This is a genomic window from Streptomyces sp. NPDC093984 (assembly GCF_044764595.1).
Taxonomy (GTDB): domain Bacteria; phylum Actinomycetota; class Actinomycetes; order Streptomycetales; family Streptomycetaceae; genus Streptomyces; species Streptomyces cynarae.
The window spans coordinates 1,564,256-1,580,954 of the sequence record NZ_JBIWIM010000001.1 but is presented as its reverse complement, the minus strand read 5'-3'; the positions used below and the strand labels follow the sequence as shown (position 1 = coordinate 1,580,954).

16 protein-coding genes and 1 pseudogene are annotated in these 16,699 nt (G+C 70.1%); 10 read left to right on the top strand and 7 right to left on the bottom strand.

The genetic code is table 11. The annotated features are described in order from the left end of the window. The first annotated feature begins 379 nt into the window (after nt 1-379). The 3 genes from ACIRC0_RS07105 (at nt 380) to ACIRC0_RS07095 (ending at nt 3,578) form a co-directional block, all read left to right on the top strand. Entirely contained in the window at nt 380-2,047 is a 1,668-nt protein-coding gene (locus ACIRC0_RS07105) for an alpha/beta hydrolase (protein ID WP_403612327.1), read from the top strand. Nucleotides 2,048-2,076: 29 nt separating this feature from the next. Beyond that, nucleotides 2,077-2,604 carry a hypothetical protein gene (locus ACIRC0_RS07100; protein ID WP_403612324.1) on the top strand — a complete coding sequence of 176 codons (528 nt, stop codon included), beginning with the start codon at nt 2,077-2,079 and terminating at the stop codon, nt 2,602-2,604. A 356-nt stretch (nt 2,605-2,960) separates the two neighbouring features. Continuing rightward, the gene (locus tag ACIRC0_RS07095) at nt 2,961-3,578 is read left to right on the top strand and encodes a VOC family protein (RefSeq protein WP_403612321.1); all 618 of its coding nucleotides are present in this window, start codon (nt 2,961-2,963) and stop codon (nt 3,576-3,578) included. A 51-nt stretch (nt 3,579-3,629) separates the two neighbouring features. Here ACIRC0_RS07095 and ACIRC0_RS07090 read toward each other — a convergent pair. From ACIRC0_RS07090 to ACIRC0_RS07080, 3 genes and pseudogenes are all read right to left on the bottom strand, one after another. Continuing rightward, nucleotides 3,630-4,070, bottom strand: a pseudogene (locus ACIRC0_RS07090) (cation:proton antiporter); the annotation flags it as partial. Nucleotides 4,071-4,156: 86 nt separating this feature from the next. Continuing rightward, nucleotides 4,157-4,531, bottom strand: coding sequence for a DUF2255 family protein (locus ACIRC0_RS07085; RefSeq protein WP_403612318.1), 375 nt, complete (start codon nt 4,529-4,531; stop codon nt 4,157-4,159). A 195-nt stretch (nt 4,532-4,726) separates the two neighbouring features. Then, nucleotides 4,727-5,743 carry a zinc-dependent alcohol dehydrogenase family protein gene (locus ACIRC0_RS07080; RefSeq protein ID WP_403612315.1) on the bottom strand — a complete coding sequence of 339 codons (1,017 nt, stop codon included), beginning with the start codon at nt 5,741-5,743 and terminating at the stop codon, nt 4,727-4,729. Between the two features lie 372 nt (nt 5,744-6,115). On the opposite strand from ACIRC0_RS07080, the gene ACIRC0_RS07075 reads away from it, so the two are divergent. The 4 genes from ACIRC0_RS07075 to ACIRC0_RS07060 all read left to right on the top strand — a co-directional run bounded on the left by ACIRC0_RS07075 (nt 6,116) and on the right by ACIRC0_RS07060 (nt 8,936). After that, nucleotides 6,116-6,991: a helix-turn-helix domain-containing protein gene (locus tag ACIRC0_RS07075; protein ID WP_403612312.1), complete on the top strand. Its 876-nt coding sequence runs from the start codon at nt 6,116-6,118 to the stop codon at nt 6,989-6,991. Nucleotides 6,992-7,148: 157 nt separating this feature from the next. After that, the gene (locus ACIRC0_RS07070) at nt 7,149-7,808 is read left to right on the top strand and encodes a flavodoxin family protein (protein ID WP_403612772.1); all 660 of its coding nucleotides are present in this window, start codon (nt 7,149-7,151) and stop codon (nt 7,806-7,808) included. Nucleotides 7,809-7,858: 50 nt separating this feature from the next. After that, nucleotides 7,859-8,251, top strand: coding sequence for a nuclear transport factor 2 family protein (locus ACIRC0_RS07065; RefSeq protein ID WP_403612310.1), 393 nt, complete (start codon nt 7,859-7,861; stop codon nt 8,249-8,251). Nucleotides 8,252-8,279: 28 nt separating this feature from the next. Next, complete coding sequence (locus ACIRC0_RS07060; protein WP_403612308.1) at nt 8,280-8,936, top strand: hypothetical protein; 657 nt, start codon at nt 8,280-8,282, stop codon at nt 8,934-8,936. On the opposite strand, the gene ACIRC0_RS07055 is transcribed toward ACIRC0_RS07060, so the two are convergent. Further along, nucleotides 8,924-9,862 (bottom strand): YcxB family protein, encoded by a 939-nt coding sequence (locus ACIRC0_RS07055; protein WP_403612305.1) that lies wholly within the window; start codon nt 9,860-9,862, stop codon nt 8,924-8,926. The genes ACIRC0_RS07060 and ACIRC0_RS07055 overlap by 13 nt on opposite strands. A 419-nt stretch (nt 9,863-10,281) precedes the next feature. On the opposite strand from ACIRC0_RS07055, the gene ACIRC0_RS07050 reads away from it, so the two are divergent. Continuing rightward, nucleotides 10,282-10,410: a hypothetical protein gene (locus ACIRC0_RS07050; RefSeq protein ID WP_403612302.1), complete on the top strand. Its 129-nt coding sequence runs from the start codon at nt 10,282-10,284 to the stop codon at nt 10,408-10,410. Nucleotides 10,411-10,526: 116 nt separating this feature from the next. Here the strand turns inward: ACIRC0_RS07050 and ACIRC0_RS07045 are convergent, their stop codons facing one another. Both ACIRC0_RS07045 and ACIRC0_RS07040 read right to left on the bottom strand, forming a co-directional pair. Beyond that, a complete protein-coding gene (locus ACIRC0_RS07045; RefSeq protein ID WP_403612299.1) occupies nt 10,527-11,303 on the bottom strand; it encodes a class F sortase in 777 nt (258 codons plus the stop codon). A 146-nt stretch (nt 11,304-11,449) separates the two neighbouring features. Then, nucleotides 11,450-12,280 (bottom strand): hypothetical protein, encoded by an 831-nt coding sequence (locus ACIRC0_RS07040; protein WP_403612296.1) that lies wholly within the window; start codon nt 12,278-12,280, stop codon nt 11,450-11,452. A gap of 796 nt (nt 12,281-13,076) precedes the next feature. Here ACIRC0_RS07040 and ACIRC0_RS07035 point away from each other — a divergent pair. Together ACIRC0_RS07035 and ACIRC0_RS07030 are read left to right on the top strand one after the other, a co-directional pair. After that, nucleotides 13,077-14,165 (top strand): TerD family protein, encoded by a 1,089-nt coding sequence (locus tag ACIRC0_RS07035; RefSeq protein WP_403612294.1) that lies wholly within the window; start codon nt 13,077-13,079, stop codon nt 14,163-14,165. Between the two features lie 191 nt (nt 14,166-14,356). Next, a complete protein-coding gene (locus ACIRC0_RS07030; protein ID WP_403612292.1) occupies nt 14,357-15,031 on the top strand; it encodes a lytic transglycosylase domain-containing protein in 675 nt (224 codons plus the stop codon). Nucleotides 15,032-15,133: 102 nt separating this feature from the next. Here ACIRC0_RS07030 and ACIRC0_RS07025 read toward each other — a convergent pair whose 3' ends face one another. Further along, the gene (locus ACIRC0_RS07025; RefSeq protein ID WP_403612289.1) at nt 15,134-16,660 is read right to left on the bottom strand and encodes an LCP family protein; all 1,527 of its coding nucleotides are present in this window, start codon (nt 16,658-16,660) and stop codon (nt 15,134-15,136) included. Nucleotides 16,661-16,699 lie beyond the last annotated feature (39 nt).

Genomic DNA, 16,699 nt, shown 5'->3' with positions numbered 1-16,699 from the left:
ATGTCCCGACCTGTTTCGGCAGCGCCATCATGTCGACAGGTCCAGCGTCCCGGCTCCGGTTCGGACAAGCGCTTGACGTGCTGCTTTGCCGAGTATGGTTCTCTCGCCTCCCCGTGCAGTGACACGCTTCCGATGACCTCGCACGTGGAGTGCTGGCCATCCTCGTGGCGGCCGACGTCATGGTGAGCTGGGGTGGCGGTTGCCGCTGTGCGTCGTCGACCGGAGGTGAAGATCGAGTTCGTTCCTGTGGGGGAGAAGGCTTCGGCTAGGCTGAACGCCTCGAACTCATGAGTGAGTAGCAACGGGGGTTGCCTTATGCCTGGTTGTGTCGGCTTGTTGCGCCTCGAAAGACCCTTGAGCCGGCCGGCCGGGAGCCGATGTGGCTTCTGACTTCTCGCGGCTGATGAAGCAGGACTTCTCCGACCTGGAAGCCGCTGCCAAGGTCTGGCGCAATCTGTCGACGACCATGGACTCCCTCACCGACCGCCACCGTCGGCAGGTCACCGGACCGCTGCACCAGTCCTGGAAGGGTGACGACGCCGACGCGGCCCTCTTCTACCTGGAGGACGTCGAATCGCGGATCGGTGTGGTCGAGACGGAGGCCATGGCCATCGCCGAGGTCCTGGACACCACGAAGTTCTGGATGGAGCAGGCGCAAACGGACCTCCGCAACGCGGTGCGGCGTGCGGAGGAGGACCACTTCGAGGTCGACGGCGACGGCTGGGTCAGCGATCCGACGACCACCGGCCTGCCGCGCCAGGACCCCGACGCACGGCAGATCATCGCTGACCGCAGCGCCCTGCTCGGGGAGCACCGCGCGGCCATCGAAGAGGCCCTGACCGCCGCGCACAAGGCGAGCGATGACGGCGCGAAGGCCCTTGCTGAGTTGAACGGTGACATCCTCACCGACCCGCTCAGCCATGACGCGGCAGCCGAATCCGCCCAGGACGTCAAGAAGGCGATGAAGGCGGTGGGCGTCCAGGCCCCGCAGATCCCCGACGACGACCCGAAGGCCGCCGCCGAGTGGTGGAAGGCGCTCAGTCCCGAGGAGCGTCAGGCCTACACCACGCTCTATCCGAAGGAGATCGGCGCGACCGACGGTCTGCCGACCGATGTACGCGACGACGCCAATCGCACGGCCCTCGCCCAGGAGCTCAATCTGGCCCAGGAGGGCAACTGGGACGAAGGGTTCCCTGGGGAGAGCGACGAAACCGTCAGCAGGCGTCTGCACAACCTCCAGGTGCTCAACGACCAGCTCCAAGCCGCGGACGGCGCGCCCAAGGGCAAGGAGTTGTACCTCCTTGGCTACGACTCCAAGGACGACGGACGGGCCATCATCGCCATGGGCAACCCGGACACCGCCGACAACGTCGGTGTCCAAGTGCCGGGCACCGGAACGACGATGGACTCCACACGTGGGCAATTGGAGCGCGTCAGCAAGCTGCAGGACTCGGCTGGGGAAGCAGACCCTACGGCGGATACCGCAATGGTGTACTGGTTGGGCTACGACGCCCCTGAGATTCCGGTCAGCGAGGCCAACAACCTTGATGTCGCCGGCCCGGGCCGAGCCGAAGACGGTGCCCAGGACCTGAGGGACTTCACCCACGGCCTACGCGCCTCCCGTGAAGGCGAGAGGGCAAACCTCACTGTGCTGGGCCACAGCTACGGATCCACCGCTGTAGGTGCAGCAGCAGCCGGAGACGACGGTTTGGACGCCGACAACATTGCTGTTGTCGGCAGCCCCGGCATGACCGTGGATAGAGCTGAAGAGCTCAATATCGACCCGAGCCATGTCTACGTGGGTCTGGCTGAAGACGACCCTGTCAGAGATGCTCAAGACCTGAGCGTGGGTCATAACGTGACTTCCGACTACTTCGGCGCTACACGGTTCGAAACCGACACCAGTGGCCACAGCGGCTACTGGGACGAAAACAGTGACGGCATGAGCGAAAGCCTAGCAAACCAAGGCCGGATCATCGCCGGCCGTCAGCCGAGCGCATACAATCCTCCGCCCTCGATACCGGCTCAACCACCCGGACACCTGTGATCAGGCGCCGCTGTCTCAAAGCGAGAACGATGCTCCGCAAGACCACCCTCATAGCCGCCGTGGCAATCACCACCACTCTCTTCACCGGAGCCTGCATGTCCCGGCAGACCGACGACATCAACAAGCCCCTCCCTCGCAAGAGCAGGGCGGAATCTCTGGAGTGGGCCAAGAAGTACACCTCGACCATGGCGCGATATGCCGACGTTGAGATCTCCGGTGATCCCGCGCCGAGGAAGCGCTTCGACACTTGCGTGGGCAAGAAGGACGAAGTGGCCGAGGACGGGCGGTACACGCTCACCTATACCAGCTATGCGAAGCTCCCCGAAGAGCAGCACATCCCCGCCATCCGCAAGCTTCGTAAAGCGCTTGAGCAGCACGGGGTCCGCATCACGAGCCACACCGAGCGCCCGACAACGCCTGAAGCCATCATGTACGGGAGAAGTGACAGTGAGGGCTACTCGCTCATCGCGGACTCGGTAAACCCTCCCGGGACTCTCCGGCTCTCCGTCTCCACCCCTTGCTTCCTCCCCCCGGGAGCCAAGCAGCAGCAATTCTGAGCTGAGCTTGTTCCACCTTGGCGGACACCATCGATGCTGCTCCCCGTGGAGGGCCGCGGAGGTGACTGCCGCCGGCCGCGCCGGGCTCCTGCACGGGGTACCGCCCGGTCCGGCGCCTTTCGTGATCCACTGGCGGCGAAGTGGGTGAGCGTCCGCATGCGGCCTGATCGAACGCGTGTCTACGCTGGAAGAAGGCACAGCCCGTTCGCCCGAGGCGTCAGGGTGCCGCCGCGCCGGGCGTGAGACGATGCGCCCGCATCGTGTTTCGAGTTCCGTGGGATGCGTCCTTCGAGCCCGGCCTCACCGCGGATCCGGTCGTCAGGCGGTGTCCCCTCCGAGACAGGGAGGCGTGATCCATGGACATGAAACTCGAGGTCGTCGTCGTGCCGGTGTCCGACGTCGACCGGGCCAAGGACTTCTACACGGCGCTGGGCTGGAGACTCGACGCGGACATGGCCTCCGACGGCGACTTCAGGGTGGTGCAGGTGACCCCTCCGGGTTCCCCGGCGTCGGTCATCTTCGGCAGATCGGTCACCGATCAGGCCCCGGGTTCGGCGCGAGGCCTGCACCTGGTCGTCGACGACATCGAAGCCGCCCACGACGAGCTGGCGCGGCACGGCGCCGACCCCAGCGATGTGTTCCACGACGCCGGCGGCGTCTTCCACCACGCCGGCACCGATGCCCGGGTGCCCGGTCCTGATCCGCACCACGGCAGTTACGGCTCCTACCTCTCGTTCAGTGACCCGGACGGCAACGACTGGCTCCTGCAGGAGGTCACCACACGGCTTCCGGGACGGGTGGATCCCGCGACCACCTGTTTCTCCTCGGCCGAGGATCTGGCGGGCGCCCTGCGGCGGGCCGCGGCGGCGCACGGCGAGCACGAGGCGCGCATCGGTGCGGAGGACCCGGACTGGCCCGACTGGTACGCGCGGTACATGGTCAGCGAGCAGGCCGGGACGGAACCGCCCTCGTGAGCGTGCGGATGTGACGTGCGGGATGCTCAGGTGTTCCTCGCCGACCGTGATGCCGACGGCGAGGCCGTAGACGACCAGGGCCGTGCCGTCGTTGACCAGACTCTCCGCGCGCAGGACGGTGACCTGGCGGCGGGGCAGGGCGCGGGCCAGGACGCCGACCGCCGTCGCGTCCGTGGGCGCCACGGCCGCGCCGAGCACCCAGGCGGGCCCCCACGGCAGCCCGAGGGCGTGCCCGGCCGCGGCGACGGCCCAGGCCGTGAGGATGACAAGTGCGGTGCTCAGCAGCGCGATACCGCGCAGGTTGGTGCGTATCTCCCGCAGGGAGGTGGTCAGGCTCTCCCAGTACAGCAGCACCGGCAGGAAGAGCAGCAGCACGACCTCCGGCGGCAGTTGTGCCTGCCGCACCGCCGGGACGAATCCCAGGGCCGCACCCGTCGCGAGCAGCAGGACGGGCGGGGCGATGCCGAAGCGTTGTGCCACGGCGTTGCCCACCAGCACGGCCACGCCCAGGACCACGACGAGTTCAAGACCGAGCAAGGGGTGTTTCTCCTGTGGGAGGGACGGACGGGTCGGGCGGGTCAGCCGGTCGGGACGAGCTTGAGGGTCGTGTCCCGCGAGGCCACCATCGGGTTGACGTAACCGGCGCCGTAGCGGCCGTACTTGGTGCGGTAGGCGGCGTCGACGCGGTCGTTGACGTCGGTGTCGGTGACCTCGACGAAGCTGACGTTCTTGTCGACGCCGCCGGAGCGGATGTGGCCGGCGTGGCTCGCCCGGGCTGCGCGGTACCAGGAGCCGGCGCTTCCCCGGTAGGAGCGGACGTAGAGGTCGTCGCCGTCGCGGACGACCCAGATCGGCACCGGTTTGCGCGGCGTTCCGTCGCTGCGCAGGGGCGCCATCTCGAGTTCGTCGGCGTGCTCGATGCGGTTGAGTTCGTCGTTCGTCCAGGTCGTCATCGGCACGTCTCCTTCGCGGTGCGGGGCGCGGGGTGCGGGATGGGTGCGGGGTGCGGATCTTGTGAGGGACGCCGCCGAGTGGCTGCCGGGCCGCGGCCGTACAACGGGGCGTTGGGCCCTCGTGGGCGTGAGCGCTGACGGGGGAGCGGGCCCACGCCCGCGAGGGGGCTGGGTGGGGCAGGGGCAGGGGCAGGGTCAGGGCTTGAGCAGGGTCTTGATGGCGCGGCGTTCGGCCATGGCCTTGTAGCCCTCGGCGACCTGCTCCAGGGGGAGGGTGAGGTCGAAGACCTTGCCGGGGTTGATGCGGCCCGTGAGGACGCGGTCGATCAGGTCGGGCAGGTAGCCGCGCACGGGAGCCGGGCCGCCGCGCAGGCCGACGTGGGAGAAGAAGAGCTCCTGGCCGTCGATCGCCACGTCGTGCGGGATACCGACGAAGCCGACATTGCCGCCCGGCCGGGCGGAGCGCAGCGCCTGCTGCATCGACTGCTCGGTGCCCACGCACTCGAGCACGCTGTCGGCGCTGACACCGTCCGTGAGCTCTTTGACGCGGCCGATGCCTTCCTCGCCGCGCTCGGTGACGATGTCGGTGGCGCCGAACTCCAGGGCGAGCCGCTGACGGCTCTCGTGCCGGCTCATGGCGATGATCCGCTCGGCGCCGAGTTCCTTGGCGGCGATCACACCGCACAGGCCGACCGCGCCGTCACCGACGACGACGACGGTGGAGCCGGGCCGCACCTCGGCGGCCTTGGCGGCGTACCAGCCGGTGCCCATGACGTCGGACAGCGTCAGCAGGCTGGGCAGGAACTTTTCGGCGGGGTGCTCGGCGGTGGCGACGAGGGTGCCCTGGGCCTGCGGGATGCGGACGTACTCGGCCTGGCAGGTGCTCATGAACTCCCGGTGCACGCAGTTGGACTGATAGCCGTTGCGGCAGTTCGGGCACGTGTTGTCGGAGGTGGCGAAGGAACCGATGACGAACTGTCCCGGCTTGACGGAGGTGACGTCGCTGCCGACCTCCTCGACGATGCCGACGTATTCGTGGCCCATCGGCTGCGGCTGGGCGACGGGATCCAGGCCGCGATAGGCCCACAGGTCCGAGCCGCACACACAGGTGACGACGGTACGGATGATCGCGTCGGTCGGCTTGATGATCTTCGGCTCGGGAACGTCCTCCACCCGGATGTCACCGGGGGCGTGAATGACAGTTGCTCGCATGAGTCTTTTCCTGGTCTGTTCTTTCGGAGCGGGTGGGGCCGGTCACGCGGCGACCACGCGCCGGGACGGTGCGGTTCCGCCGTCATCAGCGGCGTGCGCGGCACGTGAGTCGGCGGCGTGCGCGCACCGCTGAATACGGAAGCCCGAAGCAGGGAATACCGAATACCCGGGCCGTGCAAAAACAATCCCACCCCGTAACGGTGAAGCAGGGGTGAATATAATCCGTCGATGTGAAGCCACCGGGGGCCTCGTCCTCGACTCTGTCACCGGCCGCAGGGCCCGCACGGAAGAGAATTCCATCTCGGGCGCGGCCTATCCAGGGACAGAACTGTCCTACCCTGCGGGCCGGCGGGCGGTGGCACACTGTCAGGCATGGCCAGCAGTGCGCACCTGAACGAGCTGGGTGAATTCCTCAAGGCCCGCCGGGCCGAGCTCGGCCCCCGTGCGGTCGGGCTGCCGGACACCGACGGGCGGCGGCGCGTGGCCGGCCTGCGCCGGGAGGAGGTGGCCGTGCTGGCCGCCATCAGCACCGACTACTACACCCGCCTGGAGCAGGGCCGCATCACCCCCTCCGCGTCCGTGCTGTCCGCGCTCGTCCGCGTTCTGCAGCTGAGCGACGACCAGCGGGACTATCTGTTCGAGCTGGCCGGGAGAGAGGTCGGCCGACCGCGGCGGAGGGCTTCGCAGAAGGTGCTGCCGCAGTTGCGCACGGTGATGAACGAGCTCAGTGTGACCCCGGGCATGATCCTGGGCCGGTACCTGGACATCCTGGCGTGGAACCCGATGGCCGCCGCGTTGTTCGGCACCGATTTCACGAAGGTCCCGGAGCGGCAGCGCAACTACATCCGGCAGCTCTTCACCGACCCGGCCATGAAGTCCCTGTACGCGGACTGGGAGAACTCCGCCCGCAACGCCGTGGCCGTGCTGCGCCGACGGGCCGCCGCCCGTCCCGACGACCCGGGACTGGCCGTCCTCGTCGGCGAGCTGTCGGTGCAGGACGACCAGTTCCGCCAGTGGTGGGGAGGCCGCCAAGTGGCACCCCGCACCGGCGGCATCAAGGTGTTCAACCATCCGGTCGCCGGTGAACTCACCCTCGACTGGGACGCCCTCACCTGCGAGGCCGACCCCGACCAGCAGCTCATCATCTGGATCGCCGAACCCGGCTCGCGTTCCCACGAGGGGCTGCGCTTCCTCTCCTCCTGGGCGGGGGCCCGGCAGGAACGGTCGGCGTCCGACACCATCAACTGACGGGGCCGTGGATTTCTTCTGCAAGGGCTGCGGGAAGGCCGCTGTACAGGAAATCGGCATGGGATTCCCGGTGTGTGAATGAGAGCCTGTGAACAGCAGCGTGCCATTCTGGGCGTCGCTCGAACAGGGACGAATCTTTCCTACCTTCGGCACCCGCATTCCGTGCAATGCTTCAGGGGCGCGACTCGCACATTCCCTTTCGAGGAGCAATACCTCCCAGTCCTCCACTCCCCGCCCAAATGTCGCCGTCGCATTCCACTCGGGATACGGTCACACCGCCGTCATGGCCGAGGCCGTCGCGCGTGGCGCCGCGGACGCCGGTGCGGAGGTGGTGTCCATCGCCGTGGACACGATCACCGACGAGCAGTGGGCGCAGCTGGACGCCGCCGACGCGATCATCTTCGGTGCTCCCACCTACATGGGCACCGCCTCCGCCGCCTTCCACACCTTCGCCGAGGCGAGCAGCAAGCGGTGGTACACCCAGACCTGGGCCGACAAGATCGCTGCCGGCTTCACCGACTCCGGCGCCAAGAACGGCGACAAGTCCTCGACCCTGGGCTACTTCTTCACCATGGCCGCCCAGCACGGCATGCACTGGGTCAGCCTGGGTCTTCAGCCGGGCTGGGGCTCCACCACGAGCAGCGAGGACGACCTCAACCGCCTGGGCTACTTCGTCGGCGCCGGTGCCCAGACGCCGGTCGACGCGGGGCCGGACGCGGTCCACAAGTCCGACATCGCCACCGCCGAGCGCCTCGGCGCCCGCGTGGCCGAGCAGACCGCGTTCTTCCTCGCCGGCCGCGCCGCAGTCGCGGCCTGACGGTCAGCCCCTCATCCCGGCACGCGTCACTTCCTCAAGGAGACCCATTCATGTCCGCATCCGCCGACATCGCCCTCGTCCGCAAGGTCTACGAGTCCAAGGCCGCCCCGGAGGTCCTCCAGGAGGTCATGGACCCGGAACTCGTCTGGGACATCACCCCCGGTTTCCCGGGCGGCGGTGTGTACCACGGCCTGGAGAGCGTGGGCCGGGATTTCTTCGGCCCGCTCATGGAGAACTTCGAGGCCTTCTACCCGGTCGGTGAAGAGTACTTCGCCGACGACGAGGGCCACGTCTTCGCCCTCGGCCACTACCACGCGGTGACCAAGAAGGGGAACAGCGCGGACGTCAGGTTCGTCCACATCTGGACCGCCCGCGACGGCAAGCTCGTCAAGCTGCAGCAGGCCGGCGACAGCCTCGTCGTCGACCGGGTCCTGAACGCCTGACACCGGTGCCGGGACGTCCCTGGAGCCCATGACCGACCCGGAGGTCGGCCAGGTGACATGGCGCCTCGCGCACGTCACCCCGGCCGGACACGGGTCATCCGCCCGCCCGCCCCGGCGCCGGCCGCGCCCCAAGGTCCAGCCGCAGCTGCGGCGCATGCTCGACGACATGGCGCACACCCCCGCGTTCGTGATCGGGCCGCGTACCGAGATCGTCGCCTGGAACGCCATGGGCGCCGCCCTGATCACCGACTTCGCCGAGATCCCCGAGAAGGAGCGGTACTACATCAGGCTGCTCGTCACCGACCCCGCGATGCGCGAACTGTACGCCGACTGGGAGGGCGCCACCCGGCTCGGCATCGCCCAGATGCGGATGCACAACGCGAACAACCCCGGCGACGCGCGGCTGGCCGCCCTGGTGGGCGAACTCTCGGTCCGGGACGAGCAGTTCCGCCGGTGGTGGGCCGCCCACGACGTCGCGATCAGGGACACCGGGGCCAAGCACCTGCGCCACCCCGTCGTCGGGGACCTGTATCTCGACTGGAACGCCGTCACCTGGGCCGCCGACCCCGACCTGCAGATCATCGTCTGGACCGCCGAACCCGGCACGCCGTCCCACGACGGTCTGCGCCTGCTGGCGTCCTGGGCAGGGCCCGCTCGGAGACCGTGGCCCGCTCAGAAGTCGTAGCAGACGTAGGCGCCCCCGGGCTCGCGGGCGATCCGGTCCGAGCCCCAGCAGTGGAGCATCGGCCCAACGCGGTACAGGGCGGCGCCACCGGCCAGCAGGACAAGGACGGCGAGCACGGCGGTCACCCTCCGCATGGCCGTCATCCGCCGTACGAGCCGCCAAGCCCCGGCGACCGCAAGCGTCCCCAGCCCCAGCATGACGGCCGATACCGGGGCGGTGTTGTTCTGGATCCCGGGAAAGCGGTCCGGGTGCGCGGCCTGTTGGACGCCGGCGAAGGCGAAGAAGAACAGCAGCAGCCCCAGCAGCAACAGTCCGACGGAGCCGACCCCGCGGCCGACGGCCCGGCCCCGGCTCCGTGGCCTTCCGGGCGCCTCGGCGGCGTCCGCGCGCAGGAGCCGCCGGTCGAGGACCGCCCGCAGCCGGTCCACCTCCTCCGGGTCCGCCACGGCCCGCTTGGGCAGGACGACGAAGCCGACCGCGGACTTGTCGGCGCTGAGAAGCACGAACAGCTCCGGCGTCTCGACATAGCGCGAGTAGAGGTGCCAGTCGACGCTGGCCGAGCTGTGCGCGGTGGTGAGCCGCACCCCGGTGTCGTCGACCGTTCCGCGGATGTCCCCCTGCCGTTCGGAGAGCCGGTGGAGGTGGCGCGCCTGCAACCACGGCACCGCGGTCATGAAGGCGGCGAAGACCACCACCCCCGCATACAGCGGCCACCGTGTGTCCCGGTGGCCGGAGCCGGCCGCCGACAGCAGGGCGCCGACGGTCGTGACCGCCATCGTCCAGACCAGCGCCCGGCGCTGGAAGCGTCCCGCGCCGGTGCTCCTCGCGCGTGCCCGCAGTGCGGACGCCAATTCGCCGACGGTCGGCCGGTAGGCCAGCTCCACCGGTCTCTCGGCGACTGCGTCCGTTTCCAGGCCCTCGGCCATGTCCCCTCCCCGGTTCGGTGATCAACCGGATCGTAGAGGCTTTCTCAGCCGCTACGGCGACCTGCGATGGGCGCAGCCCCACGTCATCGAGGTCCTGGCGGCATCGACATACGGTCACCCCCTGCGACCGCTCGACACAGCGACTGCTCGCAAGGACCATCCACCCTGCACGATGCACGGCGTAACAGGGAGCCGGTGTCCGCCCCGGTACGCCAGCCCCTTCACTGAGATTCCCCGTGTCGGATGCCGCGCAGCCGGGCGAGTGTGGCGTCCAGGTCGGACGGGCGGGGCCGGTTGTGGGGGAGCTTGGCGAGCAGGTCGGCCCTCCGGGATCGACCTGGGCGGCATGCTCCGCAGCGAGCTCACCCTCATCGCGTCCCAGGGCTGTGCCACCGAGATCTTCGAGGTCCGCCGAACTCGTGGAGCACCGGGACCGCTTCGCCGAGCTGGTCAGCCACCGTGTGCCCTTCACGGAGGCGGACCGCGCCTTCGAGCCGGCACTGACGCCGGGTGCTGCGGAGAAGGTCGTCGTCACCCTCGACGACTGACCGACCAACACGAACGGTGCTGTCCGCGCCGGGTTGGGAGGCGGGCGCGGACAGCACCGCGTCACGGACGACCGGTCACCAGGTGTCCCGGGCCGCCCGTCCGCCCCGCCGCGTGGTCATGCCGCGGGGCGCTTGACCGAGACGAGATGGGCGAACACCACCACGTTGGCCTCGTAGTCGTGGGCGCTGCGGTTGTAGTCGCCGCCGCAGGTGATCAGCCGGAGCTGAGGGGTCGGAGCGTCGGCGTACACCCGGCTGTCCGGGAAGCCGGCCTTGCTGAAGGTCTCGACCGAGTCGACCTTGAACCTGGCGACGGTGCCGTCCGTACGGGTGATGTCCACCTTGCTGCCCGGTTTGAGGGTGCGCAGCAGTACGAACACCGCCGGGCCGGTCTTGGTGTCGACATGCCCCACCACGATCGACGTGCCCCGCTCGCCCGGGGAGGCGCCGCCCCGGTACCAGCCGACCAGGTTGGTGTTGTTCCCGGGCGGCGGGTTCAGGTGCCCGGAGGCCCCCAGGGAGAGTTCCGTGAACGGCGCGTCCACCCCGATCTGCGGGATCTCGATCCGCTTCGGCGCCGACCGCGGCAGCCCCTGCTTCTGAGGGCTTGCCGTCGCGTCCGGCCCCGGAGCCACCGGGGTGACGGCCGCGGGCGGGGCGGCGTCCACGGGCGGAGCGGCGTCCACGGGAGGGTCCAGATTCGCGGGCGAGACCGCGACCGCGGGTGGGGCCGCCGGCTTGGGATCCGCCGGGGTGCCGGTCAGCGAGTTGTGGATGAGCAGAACGCCCAGCCCCACCGCCACGGCCGGCCACAGCAGTGCTCGGCCGGCGGTACGGCGGGGCGCGGTTCCGCTCCGCGGCCGATCCGGTGGGGTGGGCTGCGAGGGGGCCATCGGACAATGCCTCTTCATCGACGGGGGCGAGGGTCGTACTTCAGGTGCCGGCAGCGGCCGGCACAAGCGCCGCAGCCGCGGACGCCGTCACCCTTCCCAGGGCGATGGCGGCCGCGACCGCGCAGCAATCGGCGAGTGCCCGCCGATCAGGCACCGGCGACACTCGACGCGCCCCGGCGCCGCAGCATGTACGCCCCCGCGCCAAGGCCGCCGAGGAGCAGCACCGAGCCCGCGGCCAGGCCGCTGCCGGACTCCGCCAGCCCGCCGCCACCGGCCTTCACCCCACCGCGGGGCTTCTTCGACCCGCGCTCCTCGCTGCCGCTCGCACCCTCCTCCTCTTCGCCCTGCGACCGCGAGCCGCCATGGGCGCGCTCGCCGCCCTGCTCGTCGTCCTGCGAGAACTGCTCGTCCTCGCCCGACCAGCCGCCCTCCTCCTGCTTGGCCATGGCCAGGGCGCCGCCACCGGCCTTCACCCCACCGCGCGGCTTGTCCTTCGAACGGCCGTGCTCCTTGCCCTTCGACTCCCCGCCCTTGTCGTTGTCGCCCTCCTCGCCCTTTTCCTCGCCCCTGTACTCCTCGCTCTTGCCGCCGTGCTCCTCGCCCCCGGACTCCTCGCCCCTGGACTCCTCGCCGTTCTCCTCGCCCTTGCCGCCGTGCTCCTCGCCCTTGCCGCCGTGCTCCTCGCCCTTGCCGCCGTGCTCCTCGCCCTTGCCGCCGTGCTCCTCGCCCTTGGACTCCTCGCCGTTCTCCTCGCCCCTGTACTCCTCGCTCTTGCCGCCGTACTCGTCGTCCTTGGATTCCTCGCCCTTGTGGTGGCCGTGCTCCTTGCCCTTGTGGCCGCCGTGCTCCTCGCCGCCGTAGGAACCGCCGTCCGCGGCCCGAAGCTCGGGCGCCGACAGGGCGTACGCGGCGGGAGCGGAGAACACGACGGCAGCGGCGATCGCCGCGGAGGCGAACATGGTCCGGGTCGCTCGCATGAGAGGTAGTCCTTTCATCGCCACCACGAAGGCCGACACCACGTCGGCACGGGAAATCGCAGCGGTGACGTGATCACCTTCAACCCGAGGACCGCCTCTCACCACCGCAGAACACGGCAAGCGAGCTAGCTCGTACTCCCTCCGGGTGTCTGCGGGCCGAAAAGTAACCCGGTCGGCAGCACACCCGTTAGTACTAGTCCGACCACGAATGGACGCGGGGGGGGGAGCGCGTCCGGACATCGATGTGCCGCACTCGTCGCTCCGATGACGCCGCATCAGGTCGCCGCAGGACCGGGAGGCCGGCCGCCCGGGCACGAAGGCCCGGTCGACGGGCAGTCAACTCGGTTGCCTTAAGAGTCACTTGAACGCGATTTCGTGGGCGTCACGCGACGCATCGTCAAAATCCTTGGGCCGCCGATCGCGGGGCGATGGCACCGATCGGATCGCGTCGGGTCCCGGGCGGCGATGTCGGGGGCGGATCCCTGGGCGGGCCCGCCCATACCGGGCGAGCCGCGCAACGGGCCGTGCGGGCGTCGGCGACCGGGCCGAGGGCAGGCGTCGGCGACCGGGCCGATGCGGATGCCGTGCCCGCGGCGAGGTCCTCGGGTCGTGGCGAAGGGGTACGCATCGTGATGGCCCGCATGCCCCCGGTCCGCCTGCGGAGGGCCCGCATGGCGCCGCCCGGGTGACGGTCGCCCTCGCTTGCTTTGTCTCTTGCGCAATCCGGGAACTGATGGGCGTCCGGAAGCGTCGATCATGGTGGACGCGGACAACGACATGGCGGTGGAGGACGTCGATGGGTGTGGCCCTGACCAAGGGCGGCAACGTGTCGCTGAGCAAGCAGGCCCCCGGCCTGACTGCCGTGACGGTGGGACTGGGCTGGCAGGCGGACACCGGCTACGAGCCGGACGCCGGCGCACTGCTGTGCGACCGGAACGGAAAGGTGCTGTCCGACGAGCACTTCGTCTTCTTCAACAACCTGAGCAGCCCGGACGGTTCGGTCCGCCACTCCGGCAGCGGCGGCCCGGTCGGCGGGGACGACCAGCAGATCCACGTCGACCTCCTGGGAGTCCCGGGTGAGGTCGCGAAGATCGTCTTCTCGGTGTCGCTCTACGACGCCCCGGCCCGCGGCCAGGTCTTCGAGCACCTCGGCGGCGCCCACATCCGGGTCGTCGACGAGGACGGCGGCGCCGAACTGGCCCGCTACGACCTCACGACCGCCGGTCTGTCCGCGGAAACCGCTCTGGTCTTCGGCGAGTTGTACCGGCACGGCGCGGAGTGGAAGTTCCGCGCCGTCGGCCAGGGCTACGCCGCCGGACTGGCAGGCATCGCCACCGACTACGGGGTGAACGTGCTGAAGGAGAGCGCGAGCCCGGCGCCACCCGTCACCGTCCCGGAGTCCGCAGCGAAGACCGGTCCGTCGTTCCCGTCCGCCTCCACCACCGCCCCGCAGCCGCAGGCGGTCACCGCGTCGCCGCAACCCCCAGGGAGTTCCCCCGTGACGTGCTTCTTCGACCCGACCCACGGACCCGGCACGACGACGGTGACCTGGTCGCCGCAGTGGGGCGTGCCCCGGCAGATCCAGACCTGCGGCGGCTGTGCGCAGCGCGTGCAGACGACGGTCCCGCCGTTCTACACCCCGCCCCAGCAGGGTTACCCCCAGCCCGTGCAGCAGGGCTACCCCCAGCCCGTACAGCAGGGGTATCCGCAGCAGGGCCACCCCGACCAGTACGCGGACCACCACCAGCACGGGGGCGGCCGCCGCTTCGGCACGGGTGCGCTCATCGGTGCGGGCGCGGCCGGACTGATCGGCGGAGCGCTGCTCAACGAGGCGTTCGACGACGACGAACCGGAGGTCGTGGTCAACAACTACTACGAGGACTGACGGTGCGGGCGGCGGCACCGGAGGGACCGACCTCGGGGCCCGCGCCCCGCGCACGCCACCGACTGTCGCTCACACGGGCCTTAATGCGCCGGGTGTAGAAGGGGCGGGAGTACGTTTCGGTACGGGCACGCGGTGCGTCGGGTGCCCGCCGGTTCCCCGGGTGCGAAGGAGCAGGGGGAGAGGGGCGAGAGATGGCCGAGTCCCGGCTGCGGCGCAAGTGGCTTCCCGTGCTGGTGCTGGCCCTCGCCCTGTACGTCATCGTCCGTGCCGCCGGCACCCCGCAGTCCAGCGCGCCGCCCCCGGCCGCTGCGTCCACCCCCGCCCCCACCCCGTCCTCCGCGTCCCCCTCTCCGAGCCCGTCCGGGTCGAAGAGCGCGTCGGCGTACGACCCGGCCGACTACGCCCCGCAGGTCCGGGCCCGTGCCCGCCAGGCGGGGGTCGACGCCCGGCTGCTGATGGCGATCCTCTACAACGAGGCCTACAAACCGCACGATCCGGCCCTGGAACGGGCCTGGCAGAAGTACAAGCCGGACGCCTCCTTCGGCATCGCCAACATGCATCGCGCCACCTTCGACGCGGTCAAACGGGGCCGGGACTTCGCCGGCCGCCGCTGGGAGGAACTGCCCGACGACCGGGACCTGGCCGTCGAGTCGGCGGCCTGGTACCTGCACGACCTGGCCGCGCAACTGCCCGCCACCTGGCCCGCCTCCTACACCAAGGACGACCTGCTGGCCCTCGGCTACAACGCCGGCGTGGGCAACATGCTCGCCTTCGCGCGCGGAGCGACCCCGGGTACCCAGGCCCGCTCTTACCTCGACCGCCTGCACGCCAACTGGACGAAGGCGGGCCAGGCGGTCGGCGCCTAGGCCTCTCGTTTGGATCACGCCGGGCTCGCGGGCCCTGGCACGCACTCCCCCCACTGCCTTGACGGCGTGGGGGCACCCCCGACGAAAGACCCCGACGTTCTGTCACCCGTACGAGAGGTCGGAGCACGGGTTTTCGTCGGCGGAGCGGGCGTCGGCCGCCACCGAGGAGGGCAGGGCGGTGGGTGTGGGGGAGGCCGAGGGGGTGACGGTGGCATAGGTCCGGCCCAGGACGACATCGATGCCCGCGCCGGTGAGGGGCTTCAGCTGTGCGCCGGGGAAGAGCCGGGCGACCGTTTCGGCCTGGGTCTCCAGGCCCGCGCCGTACTCGATGACGGTGGTGGCGTGGTCCTGGCTGCTCGCGTTGGCGGTGCCGGTGACCGTGAAGCCGTGCCGGGTCAGGGTCGCCGCGGCGCGGGAGGCCAGGCCGCCGGTGGTGGTGCCGTTGTAGACCGTGACGTCGATGCCGGCCCCGGAAACGTCCGCGCTCGGGCTCGGTGAGGCGGAGGCGGCGGCCTTGCCCTTCGTGCCGGCGGCGTCCTTGCCGTCGATCGTGCGGTCCGCCCTGAGTCCGGCCCACAGCTCCGACGCGTCCGGCTCGACGATCGCCACGCGCTCGCCGACGTACCGCCAGGGAATGGTGACGAACTTGGTGTTGTGCAGGTCGACGTCCTTCAGCGACATGGCGAAGGAGATCAGCTTGTTCGCCGAACCGAGTCCGGGATCGACGGTCAGGGACTTGGTGGCGGCCTCGGCGAGCGGCAGCAGGTTGGCCGGGGTGAGGCCGTCGCTCTTCACCTTCTTGATCAGGCCGGCCACGAACGCCTGCTGCCGCTTGATCCGGCCTATGTCCGACCCGTCTCCGATGCCGTGCCGGATGCGCACGTAGTCCAGGGCCTTCTGCCCCGACACGGTCTGCACGCCCTTCCTGAACAACAGCGTGCCCCGGGTGCTGAGGTTGGGGTTCAGATCGTTCTCGTACACGTCCTGCGGCACGCACACCTGCACCCCGCCGACCGCGTCCGTCAGGGCCGCGAAGCCCTTGAAGTCGACGACGACCGTGTGGTCGACGCGCAGCCCGGTGAGGCTCTCGACGGTGTTCTGCGTGCAGGCGGGGTTGCCCTTGGCGGTCTCCCCGACCGAGTAGGCCGCGTTGAACATCGTGTTCGGCTGCGCCTTGGTCCACGTGCCGTCCGGGAGCCTGCACGGCGGGATGGTCACCAGTGTGTCGCGGGGGATCGAGACGGCGACGGCGTGCCGGTGGTCGGCGTAGATGTGCAGCAGGAAGGTGGTGTCGGAGCGGCCTATGTCGTTGCTGTCGCCGCCGCCGAGCGCGGAGTTGCCGTCGGTGCGCGCGTCCGTGCCGATGACGAGGACGTTCTCGCCCTTCGACGCCCCGGCCTCGGGCCGGTTCTTGGACAGGCCCCCGGCGTCGAAGGTGTCGATGTCACCGTTCAGTTTGAGGTAGATCCATCCCAGGCCGGCCGTACCCAGCACCACGACGGTCAGGGCGACGGCCAGGGCTATGCGCAGTGTGCCCCGCTTGCGGCGCCGTGCGGCACTGCCGCGGTGGCTCGGGGACTCGCTCCCGCGGCGGTGGCGGGACGGGGTGGCCTGGCGGCTCGTCGGCATGGCTGCGCCCTCATCCGTGAGACTCATACGGAGGGGACG